The sequence below is a fragment of the Kribbella sp. NBC_00482 genome (assembly GCF_036013725.1).
Classification (GTDB): domain Bacteria; phylum Actinomycetota; class Actinomycetes; order Propionibacteriales; family Kribbellaceae; genus Kribbella.
Genome location: NZ_CP107881.1, coordinates 1,555,100 through 1,572,586 on the forward strand (window position 1 = coordinate 1,555,100; position 17,487 = coordinate 1,572,586).

General features: G+C 68.8%; 15 protein-coding genes. 9 read left to right on the plus strand and 6 right to left on the minus strand.

Translation table 11 applies throughout. The features are described 5' to 3' along the window. Positions 1 to 217 precede the first annotated feature (217 nt). From lanKC to OHB24_RS07830, 5 genes are all read left to right on the plus strand, one after another. A complete protein-coding gene (lanKC, locus tag OHB24_RS07810; RefSeq protein WP_327638270.1) occupies positions 218 to 2,773 on the plus strand; it encodes a class III lanthionine synthetase LanKC in 2,556 nt (851 codons plus the stop codon). A 4-nt stretch (positions 2,774 to 2,777) separates the two neighbouring features. Further along, entirely contained in the window at positions 2,778 to 2,915 is a 138-nt protein-coding gene (locus OHB24_RS07815) for a SapB/AmfS family lanthipeptide (protein ID WP_327638271.1), read from the plus strand. A 125-nt stretch (positions 2,916 to 3,040) separates the two neighbouring features. Beyond that, the gene (locus OHB24_RS07820) at positions 3,041 to 4,852 is read left to right on the plus strand and encodes a prolyl oligopeptidase family serine peptidase (RefSeq protein ID WP_327638272.1); all 1,812 of its coding nucleotides are present in this window, start codon (positions 3,041 to 3,043) and stop codon (positions 4,850 to 4,852) included. Next, positions 4,849 to 6,501 (plus strand): ABC transporter ATP-binding protein, encoded by a 1,653-nt coding sequence (locus OHB24_RS07825; protein WP_327638273.1) that lies wholly within the window; start codon positions 4,849 to 4,851, stop codon positions 6,499 to 6,501. The genes OHB24_RS07820 and OHB24_RS07825 overlap by 4 nt, the downstream gene beginning before the upstream one ends. Next, positions 6,498 to 8,195, plus strand: a complete 1,698-nt coding sequence (locus OHB24_RS07830) for an ABC transporter ATP-binding protein (RefSeq protein WP_327638274.1) — start codon at positions 6,498 to 6,500, stop codon at positions 8,193 to 8,195. Before OHB24_RS07825 ends, OHB24_RS07830 begins: the two co-directional genes overlap by 4 nt. Here the strand turns inward: OHB24_RS07830 and OHB24_RS07835 are convergent. Further along, positions 8,174 to 8,773, minus strand: a complete 600-nt coding sequence (locus OHB24_RS07835; RefSeq protein ID WP_327638275.1) for a response regulator transcription factor — start codon at positions 8,771 to 8,773, stop codon at positions 8,174 to 8,176. The genes OHB24_RS07830 and OHB24_RS07835 overlap by 22 nt on opposite strands. A 432-nt stretch (positions 8,774 to 9,205) precedes the next feature. Between OHB24_RS07835 and OHB24_RS07840 the strand changes: the two genes are divergently transcribed. Beyond that, positions 9,206 to 9,841, plus strand: coding sequence for a transglycosylase family protein (locus OHB24_RS07840; protein ID WP_327638276.1), 636 nt, complete (start codon positions 9,206 to 9,208; stop codon positions 9,839 to 9,841). Between the two features lie 160 nt (positions 9,842 to 10,001). Here OHB24_RS07840 and OHB24_RS07845 read toward each other — a convergent pair whose 3' ends face one another. From OHB24_RS07845 to OHB24_RS07860, 4 genes are read right to left on the minus strand one after another with little or no spacing between them, the layout of a single operon-like run. After that, positions 10,002 to 10,922 (minus strand): hypothetical protein, encoded by a 921-nt coding sequence (locus OHB24_RS07845; protein WP_327638277.1) that lies wholly within the window; start codon positions 10,920 to 10,922, stop codon positions 10,002 to 10,004. 45 nt (positions 10,923 to 10,967) lie between these two features. Further along, positions 10,968 to 11,618 carry a class I SAM-dependent methyltransferase gene (locus tag OHB24_RS07850; RefSeq protein WP_327638278.1) on the minus strand — a complete coding sequence of 217 codons (651 nt, stop codon included), beginning with the start codon at positions 11,616 to 11,618 and terminating at the stop codon, positions 10,968 to 10,970. A 4-nt stretch (positions 11,619 to 11,622) separates the two neighbouring features. Further along, positions 11,623 to 12,264, minus strand: a complete 642-nt coding sequence (locus tag OHB24_RS07855; RefSeq protein WP_327638279.1) for a Pr6Pr family membrane protein — start codon at positions 12,262 to 12,264, stop codon at positions 11,623 to 11,625. Positions 12,265 to 12,304: 40 nt separating this feature from the next. Further along, complete coding sequence (locus OHB24_RS07860; RefSeq protein WP_327638280.1) at positions 12,305 to 12,844, minus strand: 2TM domain-containing protein; 540 nt, start codon at positions 12,842 to 12,844, stop codon at positions 12,305 to 12,307. Positions 12,845 to 12,921: 77 nt separating this feature from the next. Between OHB24_RS07860 and OHB24_RS07865 the strand changes: the two genes are divergently transcribed. The 3 genes from OHB24_RS07865 (at position 12,922) to OHB24_RS07875 (ending at position 16,252) form a co-directional block, all read left to right on the plus strand. Further along, positions 12,922 to 13,530 carry a TetR/AcrR family transcriptional regulator gene (locus OHB24_RS07865; protein WP_327638281.1) on the plus strand — a complete coding sequence of 203 codons (609 nt, stop codon included), beginning with the start codon at positions 12,922 to 12,924 and terminating at the stop codon, positions 13,528 to 13,530. A 72-nt stretch (positions 13,531 to 13,602) separates the two neighbouring features. Further along, on the plus strand, positions 13,603 to 14,115 hold the full coding sequence (locus OHB24_RS07870; RefSeq protein WP_327638282.1) for an AAA family ATPase: 513 nt from the start codon (positions 13,603 to 13,605) through the stop codon (positions 14,113 to 14,115). A 34-nt stretch (positions 14,116 to 14,149) separates the two neighbouring features. Further along, positions 14,150 to 16,252, plus strand: a complete 2,103-nt coding sequence (locus OHB24_RS07875) for a molybdopterin-dependent oxidoreductase (protein WP_327638283.1) — start codon at positions 14,150 to 14,152, stop codon at positions 16,250 to 16,252. On the opposite strand, the gene OHB24_RS07880 is transcribed toward OHB24_RS07875, so the two are convergent. Continuing rightward, entirely contained in the window at positions 16,224 to 17,231 is a 1,008-nt protein-coding gene (locus tag OHB24_RS07880) for a LacI family DNA-binding transcriptional regulator (RefSeq protein ID WP_327638284.1), read from the minus strand. The genes OHB24_RS07875 and OHB24_RS07880 overlap by 29 nt on opposite strands. Between the last annotated feature and the right edge of the window lie 256 nt (positions 17,232 to 17,487).

A 17,487-nucleotide genomic window follows, 5' to 3' on the forward strand; every position in this document is an offset into this window, starting at 1 on the left:
GTCGGAGTTACGGGCTGTGACGGTGTTGGTGAGGATTGACATGTTGTCACGGGCCGATTCACGCTCAGGATTCGCGATTCGGTAACGAAGAGTGTTTAGTTACTCACTCGTAGTGCGTGAGTTCTTCACGCGAGAGTGATGACATCGTGCACTACGCCGACCCTGGTCGAGGCGCCCAAGATGTGGCGGGGCACCACGAAAGGGGGGTCGGACAGTCATGCACGAGAGTTACGAGTTCTACTGCCTTGCGGATCGGCGGTTCTACGAGACGCCGGCCAACCGTGGTGCGCAGCATCCGGATTTCGCGATCACGCAGCGGCCGGTGCCGAGCGGGTGGCAGCACGTGCCGGGTGAGCAGTGGATGCACTACGCGCCCGACGGCCTCCGGCTTCCCCAGCAGGGCTGGAAGATCCACGTCTCGGCGCAGCTTCAGGACGTCGATCGGACGCTCGAGGCCGTGTGGGAGTACTGCGTCCCGCGCGGCATCGCGTTCAAGTTCCTGCGCAACGAGGCCGTCCTGGTGATGACGAACTCGAAGGCTGCTCCCCGCGGGTCGAGCGGCAAGCTGGTGACGATCTACCCGACCGACGACACGCAGCTCGAGCTCGTACTCAAGGAACTCGACGAAACCCTCCGAGGCGTCGAAGGCCCTTATATCCTGAGCGATCTGCGCTACGCCGACGGTCCGCTGTTCGTCCGGTACGGCGCCTTCGTCAGCAGGCACTGCCTGTCCCCGACCGGGGAACGCGTCCTGGCGATCGAGGACGCCCAGGGCCATCTCGTGCCGGACCACCGCGGCCCGACCTTCGTCCTGCCGCCCTGGGTCCAGCTCCCGGACTTCCTGCGGCCGCATCTCGACGCGCGCAACGCCGTCACCACCAACGACCTCGCGTACACGATCGACGGCGTCATCCAGTTCTCCAACGGCGGCGGCGTGTACCTCGGCCACCACAACGAGACCGGCGACCGCGTCGTACTCAAAGAGGGTCGCCCGCACGCGGGTCTGGACATGGCCGGGCGGGACGCGGTCGCGCGGATCGCCCACGAGCGCGACATCCTCGAGCAGCTGGACGGCCTGGACGCCGTACCGAAGACGCACGACTACCTGCAACTGGGTGACCATCACTTCCTCGTGCAGGAGCACATCGACTCGGTGTCGCTGCAACGCGAGCTGGTACGGCGTTACCCGCTGACGCATCCGGACGCGACCGAGGCCGACAAGGCGGCGTACGCCGAATGGGCGACCGCGATGATCGCCAAGGTCGGCGAGGCCGTCGGCCAGCTGCACGAGCGCGGCGTGGTGTTCTGCGACCTGCACCCGGACAACCTGCTGCTCGACGTGAACGGCAAGCTGACGCTGATCGACTTCGAGGTCGCGACCAGGGCCGAGGACCGGGCCCGTTCGACGCTCGCCCATCCCGGGTACGCCGCTCCGCAGGACCGGCAAGGGGTCGACGTCGACCGCTACGCGCTCGCCTGTATCGCGCTCGGCGTTTATGCGCCCCAGGCAACGATCCTGCTGAATCTCCATCCCGGCAAGGCGTTCCAGCTCGCCGACATGATCGCCGACACCTTCCCGGTGCCGCGCGCCACGCTCGACGAGGCGGTCCGGACGATCGTCGGCGCCAACACGACCAACGAGCTCGAAGGCCTGGCGCTGCCCGGCAAGGCCGAGTGGACCGACGTACGCGCGGCGCTCACCAAGTCGATCGTCGCCGCGGCGACCCCGGAACGCACCGACCGCCTGTTCCCCGGCGACATCGCGCAGTTCCGCGACTGCGGCGGCATCGACCTCGCCACCGGTGCGGCCGGCGTCCTCTACGCGCTCGCCAGGACGGGCGCCGGACGCTTCCCGGAGTACGACGACTGGCTGCGCAGGCAAGCGCACAACACCGCGGCCGGCCCCGGGCTGTACGACGGTCTGCACGGCGTCGCCCACGTCCTCGACGAGCTCGGTCACCGGCAGGACGCACTCGACCTGGTCGAACGCACCCTCGCCGACGACTGGAGCTCCCGCGAGCTGGGGCTGCACTCCGGCCTGGCCGGCATCGGCCTGAACCTCCTGCACTTCGACACCGAGCCCGCGCTCCGGGCGAAGGCGGTCCGGGTCCTCGACCTGGTCGCCGATCGACTCGAAACCGACGTACCGGAGATCAGCGGCGGGCAGTACGCGCGCGCCGGCTTGATGTACGGATCGTCCGGACCGGCGCTGCTGTTCCTCAACGCGTTCGAGCAGCTCGGCGACACCGGTCTGCTCGACCTCGCGGAGATCGCGATCCGGCAGGACCTCAAGCGCACCGTGCTCACCGAGGACGGGATGCGCCAGGTCAACCAAGGCTGGCGGACGCTGCCGTACCTCGAAGAGGGCTCGGTCGGTGTCGCGCTCGTCCTCGAGCGCTACCTGCGGCACCGCCCGTCTGAGGAGCTCGCTGCCACGCTCCAGGAGCTCAAGCGGGTCACGCACTGTTCTTACTACGTCCAGCCCGGCCTGTTCATGGGTCGCGCCGGTGTTCTCCTCGCCGCCGCCTCACTCGGCGATCAGGTGGACGACCTGGTGCACGGGCTCGGCTGGCACGCGATGCCGTTCGAGGGCGGCCTCGCGTACCCGGGCAACCAGCTGCTCCGTCTCTCGATGGACCTGGCCACCGGATCGGCCGGCGTCCTGCTGGCTCTGGGTACGGCGCTGCACGACGCGCCGGTGTCCCTCCCGTTCCTCGGACCTCCCCAGTGGTCCGAGTCTCCATCCCGACGATCTGCACCGAAGGAGGTGTAAAAACATGGCACTTCTCGACCTTCAGGGTCTGGAGACCCCGGGTTACGGCCACGGCGGCCACCACCACGGCGGCTCCACGCTGACCATCCTGGGCTGCGCTTCGCAGACCCCGAGCAACCTGAGCCTGCTGCTCTGCCACTGATACGGCACCTGTACGTCAGGTAGTGAGGCCCTGGGTGGGCGCAGGCCTACCCAGGGCCGACCTGTCTCCGGACCGGTAGCCCCGAGCCCGCGGGCTCGTTGTGTTGGTGGGACAAGGAGAGTGAGGTGATCGACTCCGTGCAGTCTTATCCATGCGCCGAGCGTCTGACGCTCGTGGAGCAGGTGCACGGTTGTACCGTCGCGGACCCGTACCGCTGGCTCGAGGACGCTTCGGCGTCCGAGCACTGGCTGCGGGACCAGGACGACCTGTGGCTGACGTACGCCGCGTCGCTGACCGGCCGGTTTCGCTGGAAGAACCGGGTCCGGCAGTTGTCCGACGTCAGCAGCGTGTCCACGCCCGTCTGGCGCGGTGGCCGCTGCTTCACGCTGCGCCGCGAGACCGGGCAGCAGTACGCCGTGCTGTACGTCGACGAGACACCGCTGCTCGACCCGAAGCAACTCGACCCGAGCGGTCTGACCACGCTCGACGCCTGGCAGCCCTCTCCGGACGGCACCAAGCTGGCCTACCAACTCTCCAGCGGCGGCGACGAGCGCTCGTCGCTCCACGTCCTGGACGTGCTCACGGGCGAGCCGATCGACGGCCCGATCGACGGCTGCCGCTACTCCCCCGTGGCCTGGCTCCCGGACAACGAGACCTTCTACTACGTGCGCTTCCGTCAGGTACGCCGCCACCGTCTGGGCGACCCCGACGACGCCACGATCCTCTCCGACGAGGCATCGTACGGACTGGAGATCAGCGCGGACGGTCGCTGGCTGACGATCTGTACGACGACCGACGTCTGGCTCGCCGACCTGACAACGGACGCGCCGCCGCGGCACCTCCCGCAGGAGACGACCACGATCATGTCGGTCGGTCCGGACGGCCGTTTGTACGTCGTCACCACGCAAGGGATCTACGTCGGCGACCCGACCGACCCGACCGTCTGGCACGACTACCTCCGGCCGAACGCCCCGCTCACCGGCCTCGCCGTCCTCGACGACGTCGTCCTGGTCAGCACGGCAACCGAGATCGCCGTCCACGACCGGCCGACCGGTCGTCGGCTCCGGACCCTTGAGCTCCCCGGCCACGGGTCGATCGGCTCGCTCACGGCGCACGGCAATCGCGCCTGGTTCACCTACACGGACAGCGTCACACCGCCGACGGTCTGCTGCTACGACGCGAGCACGGAGCAGACGACCCGCCTCGCCGGCTCCCAGGACCTTGAAACCCACCAGTTGACCACCAGCGCCGGTGTCGAGCTGCGGGTCATCGGCAAACCAGGACCGCGTCCCACAATTCTCTACGGGTACGGCGGGTTCGGGCAGGCGCTCACCCCGACGTACTCCGCCTTCGCGCTGGCCTGGGTCGAAGCGGGTGGCTCGTTCGTCACCGCCACCCTCCCAACCCGCGACAACAAGCAGGACACCGTCGACGACTTCATCGCCGCCGCCGAGTACCTGATCGCCGAAGGCTGGACCACCGCCGACCAGCTAGCCGTCTGTGGTGAGTCGAACGGTGGTCTCCTCACAGCGGCTGCGCTCACCCAACGCCCGGAGCTGTTCTCGGCCGCGGTCTGCTCGGCACCGCTGACGGACATGCTCCGCTACGAGCTCTCAGGTCTCGGCGATCGTTGGACCGCGGAGTACGGCTCGGTCACGAACCCCGACGACTTCAAGACTCTGGCGAGCTACTCGCCGTACCACCGCGTCTCCGAGGGCGTGAAGTACCCGGCCGTGCTGTTGACAGCCTTCGGGAACGACACCCGCGTGGACCCCCTGCACGCACGGAAGCTGTGCGCGGCGCTGCAGCACGCGACGGCGAGCAGCCGGCCGGTACTGCTGAGGTTCGAACCGGACGCCGGACACACGACCGGCGGCATCAACCTCGCCGCCGACATCCTCGCCTTCGTCGCCAACGAGACGGGCCTGATCCGATGATCACCTTCAACGAGGTGGCCAAGCACGGCCGGGGCTGGTTGCCGCTGATCGGGGTCAACGCGCTCATCGGCAGCGCCGTCACGCTCGCACTCCCGACCATCCTCGGTCGTTCGGTCGACTCGATCGTGGCCGGCACCGGCTACACGCGCTGGCTGATCGTCGCGGCCGCGCTCATCGGGCTCGGGATCGCGGCCAGCATCGTCGACGCGTTCGCCGGCGCGGCCTGTGTCGCCGAGACGACGGCCTGGCTGCGCCATCGGCTGGTCCGGCACGTCGTCCGCGGCGGCCCCGGCGGTACGCGCGACTTCGAGACCGGCGACCTCGTCACCCGCGTCTCGGCCAACGCCACCGACGCCGCCCAGGCCGGACCGGCCGCGGTGACCGCGATCGCCGCCATCGCTCCCCCACTCGGCAGCCTCGTCCTGCTGGCAGTGATCGACCCCTGGCTCGCGGCCGCGTTCTTCGGCGGCGTACTGCTCGTGGTCCTGGTCCTCTGGACCTTCGCCAAGCGGACCGCCGACGTCAGCCTCGCCTACCAGGAGACCCAGGGCCGCATCGCCGCCCTGCTGTCCGAGTCGCTCACCGGCATTCGCACCATCACGGCCGCCGGTACGACGGAACGCGAGGAGCGCCGCATCCTCGGTCTGCTCCCCGAACTGCACCGCAACGGCGTCGTCACCTGGCGGATCCTGGCTCGCTCCGGCGCGCAGGCCGCGGTCGTCGGCCCGCTCGTCCTGGTCGCCGTCCTCGCCGTCGGCGGACTGCAGCTCGTGGCCGGCAACATCACGGCGGGCGAGTTGTTCGCGGCTTCGCAGTACGCCGTCCTCGGCGCCGGGCTCGGCAACCTGACCGGTGTCCTCGGCGAGCTCGCCCGTGCCAAGGCCGGCGTCCAGCGGTCCGCCGAGGTGATCGCGGTCGAGCCTGTCGCTCACGGCACCTTGACGCTGCCGACCGGTCCCGGGCAGCTGACGTTCGACGGGGTCAGCGTGGTCGCCGACGGGAACGTCCTGCTGGACAACGTCAATCTCGATCTCCCGGGTGGGATCACGATCGCGGTCGTCGGCCCGAGCGGCGCCGGAAAGTCCGTCTTCGCGGCAGTCGCGGCGCGGCTGCGGGACCCGTCGACCGGTCAGGTCTCGCTGGACGGCGTACCGCTGCAGGCAGTCAGCCGGCGTGCGCTGCGCAGTGCGGTCGGGTGCGCGTTCGAGCGTCCGCAGCTGGTCGGCCGGACGGTCGGCGAGGCGATCGATCCGCACGCGGTCAGCCCGATCCGGACACTCGCCGCCGCCCGCGCCACGCACGCCCACGACTTCGTCAGCCGCCTCCCCGACGGGTACTTCACTTCGTTGCGCAAGGCACCGATGTCCGGCGGCGAACGGCAGCGCCTCGGTCTGGCCCGCGCCTGGTCCGCCGGTCGTCTACTGGTCCTCGACGACGCGACGTCGAGCCTGGACACCGCGACCGAACGCCAGATCAGCCGCACCCTCACCGAGGACCGGCACCACCGCACCCGTCTGATCGTCACCCACCGCCCGGCCACCGCCGCGCGCGCAGACCTCGTCATCTGGCTCGACCACGGCCAGGTCCAAGCCATCGCCCCCCACGCCGACCTCTGGCACAACACGTCGTACCGAGCCGTGTTCGGATGAGGCGAGAGTTGGCGTACGGCGCCGCCGCGTTGCGGAAGCGGGCCACGGTCGGGTTGATCGGGTGGTCGGTTCCGGAGATCCTGCCGACGGCGGTCTACGGGATCGCGGTGGCGCGAGCGACGGACAGCTTTCTCGAGGGGCATGCGTGGCAGGGAATCGCCTGGCTGGGCGGGCTGGTCGTGACGGCTTGCCTGGGTGCCGCCGGCGCGCGGCAGGTGTACGGGCGGCTCGGTGAGCTGGTCGAGCCGTTGCGAGACGATCTGGTACGCCGGGTTGTCGGCGGCGCGCTCCGCTCCGGGGACGACGGGGCAGTCGCGCGACTGAACCGGCAGGTGGAGATCGTCCGCGACACGTTCGCGGGTCTGGTCCTCGTACTCCGCAGTTTCGCGGTCACGCTGTTCGGCGTACTGGCCGGGTTGTTGTCACTCGCTCCGCTCGTCGCCGCCTTCGTCGTACCGCCGTTCCTGCTGGGATTCGTGTTGTCACTCGCGGTCCTCGGGATGGCGGCAGACCGGGTGCGCGCGTCGCTGACCGCGGACGAGGACCTCGCGGCGTCGGCCGGGATGGTGTTCGGCGGGGTGCGCGACATCTCCGCGGCCGGGACCGAGGAGTACGCCGAGTGGCTGGCCGGTCAGCCGATCGAGGCCCACGCGGCGGCGGAACGCGCGCTGGCGAAGGTGTCGGCGCTGCGGACGTTGTGCTTCGCGGTCGGCGGTTGGCTTCCGCTGCTGATCCTGCTCGCGGTCGGGCCGTGGCTGGTGGGGCGTGGAGTCAGCACGGGCACGTTGCTCGGCGGACTCACCTACGTCCTGATCGGCCTGCAACCGGCGCTGAACACGGTGATGAACGCGCTGGGCGACAGCGGCCTGCGGTACGTGATCACGCTCGGCCGGATCCTCGACACCTCGACGCCGACCGAAGGATCGCGACCGGTCGACGTGCTGAGCGGCTACCAGGTCCGGCTGCGTGAGCTGACCTTCGCGTACGGGCCCAAAGCCGAGCCCGTGCTCGACAAGCTCGAACTGACGATTCCCGAAGGCGAACACCTCGCCGTGGTCGGCCCCAGCGGCATCGGCAAGTCGACGCTGGCCGGTCTGGTCTGCGGAATGCTGACGCCGACGGGTGGCCGGGTGCTGGTCGGTGGCGCCCCACCTGCGGACGTGACCGCGAAACAGCTCGCCGCGACCCGCGTACTGATCCCGCAAGAGGCCTACGTCTTCAGCGGGACCGTGCACGACAACCTCACCTACTTGTTGCCCGACGCAACAGAAGACCAACTCGCCCAGGCCGTGCAGAAGGTCGGCGCCACACGGCTGATCGACCGGATGGGCGGCCTGCACGCCGCGGTCAGGCCGGGCGAACTCTCCGCGGGAGAGAAGCAGCTGATCGCGTTGGTGCGCGCCTACCTGTCACCCGCGCCGCTCGTCGTCCTCGACGAAGCGACCTGCTTCCTCGACCCCGAGGCAGAACGCCAGGCCGAAGAGGCGTTCGCCCAACGCAACGGCACCCTGATCGTGATCGCGCACCGCATCAGCTCCGCCCTGCGCGCGCGGCGCATCCTGGTCCTGGACGGCAACAAAGCCACGCTCGGCACCCACGCCGCGCTGATGCGCACGTCCCGCATGTACCGGGACCTGCACGGCAGCTGGACACCAGCACCTCAGACGGCCGCTCAGATCCAGCCGGCGTCCTGAGCCTTCCGGATCGCCTCGATCCGGCTCCGGGATCCGGTCTTGGCGAGGATCCGGGACAGATAGTTCCGCACCGTGCCCGCGCTGAGACTGAGCGTCCGGGCGACCTCCTGCGCCGTCGCACCGGTAGTGACGTGGCGCAGCACCTCGCACTCACGATCGGTCAGCGGGTTGTCACCGGCCTTCAACGCCGCCACAGCGAGCCGTACGTCGACCACGGGCAGCCCCTTCGCGACATCGCGCACCGCCTGTACGAGGAGGTCCGTGGTCGCATCGGTCGCGATCAACCCGATCCGCGGCGCCTGCTTCACCAGCGCCAGGCTGGTCGCCGCGATCGCGTCGTGGTCGATCAGCACCAGCACGCCGCGCCCGGCGAGTTTGCGGCAGAGCTCCTCGATCCGGATCCGGCCGGGCAGCTGCGGGTCGAGCAAGAACACGTCCGGACGCCGTCCGGCCACCTGGAGGACGTCCTCCGAGCGGTCCAGCTCGGCCACCACGTCCAGGTCGTTCTCCCTTGCCAGCACCGCGGCCAGTGCACCACGCACCAACGTGCCGCGATGGCCGAGAGCCACTCGGATCACCGCTTCTGCCCCCATCACATCCGTCGCCTCATCCGCCGGCTGCCGCGCCCCCGATCGCCGGGTGGCGGCACCCGTGTCTCGATCAACGAGCGAACTCTCCGGACGACACGGGAGCACCCCGTCGAAGTGCTCCCGGAAGGCCGTTCCGGGCAGTGGTAAACCGATCGGTTCCGGCCTGCGGTGATCGGCGTGTCGAGCCCGGAAACCGTTCTGTTGTTGGGGTTTCGGAATGTCAGACCATGGAAAAAGTTCGGGGCAGATCGGAATCCGGGGTTGCGTTTCCGACGAACGTCACACAGGATGACTCAGGTCGCGCCGTTACCGGGGCGTGACCGTTCGGACGCCGTCCTGTGACCTGTCCGAGTGCCCCTCCCCTGCACGGGGGGCCTGGTGTGTCCCACCATGCCCAAGCTCACAAGGAGCGCTTTTCAGATGTCCAAGGCCCGACATGCGCGCACCCGGCGAAGTACCCGCCGGGTGGCTCGAACCATCTCCATCGCCGGTCTGGGAGCCGGCATCACCGCCGCAGGCGCCGGTGCGGCGTTCGCGACCGACTACCAGGTCAAGGCCGGTGACACTCTTTCCGAGATCGCCCAGGCCAACGGCGCCGACTGGCACGAACTGGCCCGGATCAACAACCTGAAGGACCCGAACCTCATTCTGATCGGGCAGACCCTCTCGCTGGACGGCGTGAAGAAGGCCGCCACTCCGGCGCCGAAGAAGGTCACCAAGAAGTCCGAGGCGAAGAAGACCTCGAAGTCCGAGAAGACCGAACGCAAGGCCAAGAGCAGCCGTTCCGAGGACCGCCCGACGACGAAGAGCGGCAAGGCCAACCTGAGCGGCGCCTGGGCCAAGGTCGCGAACTGCGAGTCCAGCGGCAACCCACGCGCGGTGAACCCGGCCGGCTACTACGGGCTGTTCCAGTTCGACCTGCGGACCTGGCGCAGCGTCGGCGGTTCCGGCAACCCGGCGAAGGCCTCCGCAGCCGAGCAGTTGATGCGGGCGAAGAAGCTCTACGCGCAGCGCGGTGCCTCCCCCTGGCCCGTCTGCGGCAAGTACCTCCGCTGACGCGGCAGCCGGGCGGGTCGGTGGTAGACCGTCCTCCCGCCACCTGCCCGGCACCCCCTGGACGCTTCCCACTCATCGTGACGGGTAGGCGCAAACTCATCCGTGAACGCGATGAGCGGGAAGCACCAGAGGAGCATCGGCGCCCTGGACCGCCTGGTGCTCAGAGTCCGCCGAGTTTCGTCAGAAGCGCGCCGATCAGTGGCGACAGAACGGCGAGGAGACTCTGCAGATCTTTCCTCGGGTCCCGGTTCAGTTCGAGCTCCTGCGACAGCTCGGTCCGCAGCGAGCGGCCCGCGGTGAACGCGGCGGCGCGCTCAACGGATGGGTCAGGCAGCGCGGCAACGGCCTCCAGGAATCGCGACCCGCGAGTTTCAAGGGCACTGAACACATACAGATACACGGCCGCGACAACAGCGGTGAATGACGCGCCGTACACCACCACAAAGCCTTCCGGTAACGGAGTCAGCCCCGCGGCGGCGGTCGCCTGACGGAGGGCGCCGGTCGCAACCACCGCCAGCGCGATGACACCGCCCAATGCCGCCGTGGCGATGCGCGTGGTACGGCGCAGCAGCTGCAACCGGGCGATGTCCCGGGCGGTGGTCGACCACCGCTCATCGTCGACCGCAACCAGGTGGATTCGCTTCAGCAGCACAAGAAGCGGAACGTTCGCGACCCCGGCCACGGCATGAAGCAGGGGGATCTTCCAGTTCTGCCCTTCGATCGTGTAGGGGTTCTTCATCCCGGCAGCCCCGCCGATGACCAGCGGTACGGCGGTCAGTATCAGAACGAAGACGACGAACCGGACGGTCTCGCCGCGTGACGCCGGCTTCCAGTCGTCAACCTCTGCGGTCAACTGCCGCAACAAGACCAGCCCGAGTCCCGCCAGCAACACCCAGATCATGACGTTGATGCTGACCAGGTACTGCCAGATTCCGAGCTCCGCCGTCCCGCCCCGGGCGTTCACATCCGGGTCCGTACCGAAGTTGACCCACTTGAGCAGTGCGAACGACGCCAACCCCGCGAAGGGCGCCGACACCATGACCGCTGCCGGCGCATCGAAACGGCCCCCAGCAGAACGCATCCGCGTCTCCTCCGCCACCCAAAACGGTGAGGGCAGCAGCGTACGTCAGGTGCGGGTGATGACCAGCATCTCGTCGGCGCCGACCTGGAACTCGTAGGGCACCTTGCGGATCTCGTGGGTTACGCCCTCGAGCGAGTCCAGTAGTTCCGGCAGCCACGGGATCGGGTCGCCGGCCCCCTGCAGCACCAGCGGGAAGATCCGTACCTCGGCGTTGCTGACCCGGATCAGCTCACGCAGCGCGGCCTCGTGCCAGTCGCGGTCGTACTTGTCGGACCACGTGAACAGCAGGTGCGAGCACAGCACCAAGTCGAACCGCCGATCGCCGAACGGCAGATCCGGCAGCCCCGCGGCGACGTACCGCTCCGGCGCGGCCGCGACGTCCTGCAGGAACGCATCGGCCGCCTCGATCCGGTACTGATCCTTCCGCTCCGGCGATCCGTACCAGTGCCAGACGAAACTCCCCCCGTGCTCGCCGATGATCCCCGACGTCGCCGGCAGGCTGCGCCGGACGCTGTCGACGAGTTCGGGGTGGTCCAGCTCGTACGCCGGATCGGCGGCGATCGCGTCCACGCCACGAGCCGCGGCCTCGGCGGTGAAGCCGGAGCCACCCGCGCAGCAGTCGAGCACGGAGTCGGGGAGTTGCTTCAGGTCGAACATCGCTTCGTACTCGGCGTACGAGCGCGAGGTCACCAGCACGGGTCTACCTTTCGACGGTTGTCTTCCGGCGCAGCCTGCCGTCGAGGGTGGTCGCCCCCGCCGCCAGAGCCAGGAAGAGTACCGCCACCAGCAGACAGTTCAGTAGCACCTTTCCGTACCCGTGCTCGTCGACGTCCACGAACGGGTACGGGTAGAAGCCGACGAACGCGCCGCGGACCAGCGTGAACACCAGCCACAGCACCGGGTACACGATCGACCACCCGACGATGCCCCAGTCCGTCCGGCCACGCGGCCCGAACAGCAGCCAGCCCAGTACGCCGACCACCGGGGCGGCGGTGTGCAGCAGCAGGTTCGCGACCGACGCCCAGCCCTGCAGGTCGTCCGTCCCGGCCAGTACGGCGTGATAGACGATCCCGGTCACCGCGATGCAGAGCACGCCGTTCAGCCGCAGCGTCTCGAACAGCCGGCTCGCCGGGCGGTCGGACCGCGCCGCCAGCAGGAGGGCGGTCCCACCGAGCAGCAGGTTCGACTGGATCGTGAAGTACGCGAACACGTTGAACACCCGCTCCGGGTTGTCGGGGAAGAACCCCTCGTGCCCGTTCGCCGTCACCAGCAACTGGATGACGATCCCGCACACCACGATCAACCCGGTGATCGCCGCCCAGACCCGCCCGACCAATGTCATGCCGAAAATGTACGACGAGTAGCCGGGTGATCCCGGGAGGTCAGACGGACTGCTTCTCCCGGGACGCCCGGTCGAACGAGTAGCTGAAGGAGACGACGGCGTCGATCGCCAGCACGAGCGTCCAGGTGCCGGCGGGGGCGAGCACCGCGTCGTACCCGCGACCGGAGAGCAGGCCGAGGCCGATCATGATGCCGGCGCCGATGACGTACGCGAGCAGGTGCCGGAACCAACCGGCGCGCTCGCGGCGGGCGCGCTCGGGGCCCTTCTTCGGCGGCTTCACCGGACGCGGCGCGCCGCCCATGAGGTGCGCCGCCCACCCGTCGGCCCACTTCAGCGTCTGGTGCCCGAACCCGACGCTGACACCGATGAAGATCGCGGCCAGCGAGTGCTTGAACGACGGCTCCGCTCCCCTGTGGATGTCCAGGACGCTCGCGACCAGCATCACCACATCGACCAGCGGTACGCCGGCCAACAGCACGAGACCGGCCTTCGGCTGCCGCAGCAGGTAGCGGGTCACCAGGCCGGCGGCGAGCAGGACCCAGAATCCGATCTCACACGCGGCGATCACAGCGATCAGCACAGCGTTCCCCTCCCGAGCATGTTTTCAGTACGACTGTGTTGTAAAACGAGAATAACACATCTGTGCTAAAAAGGACCATGCCGAAGATCGTCGACCACACCGCTCGTCGCGAGGAGATCGCCGAGGCGCTCTGGCGGGTGGTTCGCCGGGACGGGATCCGGGCGGCGTCGGTCCGCACCATCGCCGCCGAGGCGGGCTGGTCCGCGGGCGCGGTGCGCTACTACTTCCCGGACCAGGACGGGCTGCTCAGCTTCGCGATGGATCTGGTGTCGCGCCGGGTGACCGAGCGGATCAGCGCGATCGAGCCGAAGGGCAGTGTGCAGACCATCGTGCTGCGCTACCTGGACGAGGTTCTCCCCTTGGACGCCGAGCGCCGGGCCGAGTTCGACATCTGGCTGGCGTTCACGGCGCAGGCCCGGGCCGAATCCGACGCCGGCGCACTGCAGGAACACCTCGACACGGTGCACAACGGACTGCGCCAACTCTGCGAGTCGCTGCTCCGCTCACTCGCCGATGCGGGCGTACTGAAGGACGGTCTCGACCTGCGCCGCGAGGTCGATCTCCTGCACGCCGTACTCGACGGCCTCGCACTGCACGCGGCGATCCAGCCCGAGCGCACCACGCCGTCGCGGCTGCGGCAGCTGATGCGCCACCATCTGGAGTCGCTGATGGCCGAAAACCCCTGACAAACCTGGGGTTTTCGAAGAAGAATCGCCGAGACCGGACTAAAACGTCGCGGCCCGTGGCACGATCACCGCATGGAGTCCGAGGGGGTGATCGTCGTCAGTGGAATCATGGCGGCGGGGAAGTCGTCGGTGTCCCAAATGCTCGCCGAGAGATTCCAGTACGGCGTGCATCTTCGGGGGGACGTTTTCCGGCGGATGATCGTCAGTGGTCAGGCCTCGATGGCCGACGACGTGCTCGAGGCACAACGCCAATTGCAACTGCGGTACCGGCTGGCTTGTCTGGCCGCCGACCAGTACGCGAACGCCGGTTTCACGGTGGTCCTGCAGGACGTGGTGATCGGTGAATTGCTGCGCGAATTCCTGGACGGCATCCAGACCCGGCCGCGGTACCTCGTCGTCCTGACGCCGCGCCCCGAGGTCATCTCGAACCGGCTCGGCGGCGCGCACCATCTGGTCGACGAGCTCGACTACGAGCTGCACGCGTTCAGCCCACGGCGCGGGTTGTGGCTGGACAACTCCGATCTGTCGGTCGGCGAGACCGTGGACGCGATCCTCGGACGTCTCGACGAGGCACGCTTCGACTGATGCGGCCCGGGCTACCCGAGGGTAGTTTGAGTGGATGACCGTACGGCGGACGTCCTGCAATCTCTGCGAAGCGATCTGCGGTGTCCTGGTGACCGTCGAGAACGGACGCGTCACCGACATCCGCGGCGACGAGTCCGACCCGCTGTCGCGCGGTCACATCTGTCCGAAGGCGGTCGCGCTGCGCGATCTCCAGGAGGACCCCGATCGGTTGACGACGCCGGTACGACGTACTCCGGACGGCTGGCAGGAGATCGGGTGGGAGGCGGCGTACGAGCTCGTCGTCGCCAAGCTCACCGGGATCCAGCGCGAGCACGGGCGGAACTCGGTGGGGGTGTACCTGGGGAACCCGAACGTGCACAGTCTCGGCGCGCTCACCCACATGCCGACGATGGTCCGGCAGTTGCGGACCCGGAACCGGTTCAGCGCGACCTCGATCGACCAGTTGCCGCACATGCTGGCGTCGTACCTGCTGTACGGGCACCAGTTGATGGTCGCGGTGCCGGACATCGACCGGACGTCGTACCTGTTGATGCTCGGGGCGAACCCGTTGGCGTCGAACGGCAGCATGATGACCGCGCCCGGGTTCGGAAAACGTTTGAAGGAGTTGCGGAAACGCGGCGGAAAGCTGGTCGTCATCGATCCCCGCCGGACCGAGACTGCAGCGGTTTCCGACGAGCACCATTTCGTCCGTCCGGGCACGGATGCGGCGTTTCTGCTCGCGTTGATCCACGAGGTGATCACGCAGGGCTCGGCACGGCCGGCGGCGTACGTCGACGGGTTCGACGCCGTGGAGGCAGCGGTCGAAGCATGGACGCCGGAGCGGGCGGCCGGGATCACCGGGATACCGGCGGACGCGATCCGGCGGATCGCCCGCGAGTTCGCGGCGGCCGAGCGGGCGGCCTGTTACGGGCGGGTCGGGGTGTCGACGCAGCAGTTCGGCGCGATCTGCCAGTGGGCGATCCAGGTGCTGAACATCATCACCGGAAACCTCGACCGGCCCGGCGGGACGATGTTCGCCCGGCCGGCCGTGAACCCGTTGCTCGGGCTCGGGCGCGGACATGTCGGCGTGTGGAAGAGCCGGGTGCGCGGGTTGCCGGAGTTCGGCGGCGAGCTGCCGGTGTCGACGATGGCCGAGGAGATCCTGACGCCGGGCGAGGGCCAGATCCGCGCGATGGTGACGGTCGCCGGGAACCCGGTGCTTTCGACACCGGACGGGCGGCGGCTGGACGAGGCGCTCGGGTCGCTGGACTTCATGGTCGCGGTGGATCCGTACATCAACGAGACGACGCGGCACGCCGACGTGATCCTGCCGCCGGCGCCGCCGCTGGAGCGGGACCACTACGACATCGTGTTCCACCAGCTGGCCGTGCGGAACACCGCGCGGTGGAACGACGCCGTACTCCCGAAGCCCGCCGACGCGCGGCACGACTGGGAGATCTTCCGGGATCTCGGGCTGGCCTTGGTACGGCGTACTCCGTGGAGCCGGCGCCGGGTCGAGACGACGGCACGGCTGCGGTTGTCGCCACGGCGGATCGTGGACGCGGGACTGCGGATCGGGCCATACCGGTTGTCGGTCGGGAGGTTGCGGCGTTCGCAGGGCGGGGTCGATCTCGGGCCGTTGCAGCCGGCGTTGCCCGGGGCGCTGCACAAGAAGTCGAAGCGGATCGATCTCGCGCAGCGGATGATCCTGGACGACCTGCCGCGGCTCGACGCGCTGACCGCCGTTGCGGTCGACGAACTCCTGCTGATCGGCCGGCGGCACCTGCGCAACAACAACTCCTGGATGCACAACTCCGCGCGCCTGGTGAAGGGGAAGCCTCGCCACCAGCTCCTGATGCATCCGCACGACCTGGCCGACCGCGACCTCGCCGACGGCCAGGTCGTGACCGTCACGTCCGCGGCCGGCTCGATCTCGGTAGAGGTTGCCTCTAGCAACGACATCATGCCGGGCGTGGTCAGCCTGCCGCACGGGTTCGGCCACAACCGACCCGGCACCAAGCTGACCGTCGCCAATCAGCTCGCGGGGCCGAGCGCCAACGACATCACCGATCGCAGCCGCATCGACCCCGTCGCCGGCACCGCGGCCGTCAACGGCGTCCCCGTGACAGTCACCGCGGGGCAGAGCTCTCCCGAATGAGCAGCAGCGGCGTCGAGTACAGATGAGACTGAGGTTGCGCGCCTGCCAGGACGTCCAGCAGGCGGTGCATCACCTCGGCGCCGTACCCGACCACGTTGTGGCTCAGGGTGGTGAGGGTCGGATGCGTGATCCGGCACAGGGCCGAGTCGTCCCAGGCGACCAGCGTGACGTCGTCCGGGACGCGGAGGCCGAGCGCCTGGATGACGGCCAGACCGGCCACCGCCATCAGGTCGTTGTCGTAGATGATCGCCGTGGGCCGTGGGATGGCGGCCAGTACGTCGCGGGTCGCATCGGCGCCCTGCGCTGCCGAGTAGTCGGTGTGATGAACCGACGCGGTCAGCGCGAGCCGGCGGGCAGCCACGTCGTACGCCTGGTCACGGATCCAGACGTCGCCGAACTCGGGCGGACCGGCGACCCGGGCGACCACGCGGTGCCCGAGGGACTCCACATGATCGAGCGCCGCGGTCATCGCCGCGGTGCCGTCGGTCCAGACGCACGGCATCCCGTCCGCGAGCGCGGGATCGCCGACCAGGACGGCCGGCAGACCGAGTTTCCGCAGTACCGGAATGCGGGGATCGGCGACCCGGAGGTCGACGACGATCACGCCGTCGACCCGGCGCTCGGCGGCCCATTTCCGGTACGTCGCGATCTCCTGGTCCAGGTCGGCCACGACCTGCAGGGCCAACGCGAACGACTTCTCCGACAGGACCGATTCGACGCCGCCGACGAAGCCCATGAAGTACGGCTCCTCGATCAGCGTCTGCGCGGATCTGGCGAGCACCAGCCCGAACGTCTCACTGCGCGCGGCGGACAGTTGCCGCGCGGCCCGGTTCGGCACCCACTCCATTTCGGCGGCGACCTTCAGCACGCGCGCCCGGGTCGCCTCCGACACCCCAGGCTGATTGTTGAGCGCGTAGGACACCGCTCCTTGGGAGACCCCACAACGCCTGGCGATCTCTTTGATGGTCACACGAGACACGACAACACCCTCCTCACGGGCGGCCGGATCGCTGACGGTCGATCCAGCACCCTTCAGTGTTGCGCCGTTTCAACCCTCTGTCATCACCTGGGCACACAAAGTGACCGTTTGATCAAACCCGGGAAATCCGGCGAAAACCGACGATCGCGGCGGTTGGTGACCGCCCAGTCGTTGGGCGGAGGGTGGTGTGGACGGGGCGGGGTGGGATACGGTTTCCTTCGTTACTTAACCGGTTCGGCTTATCAGTCGGCGTTGA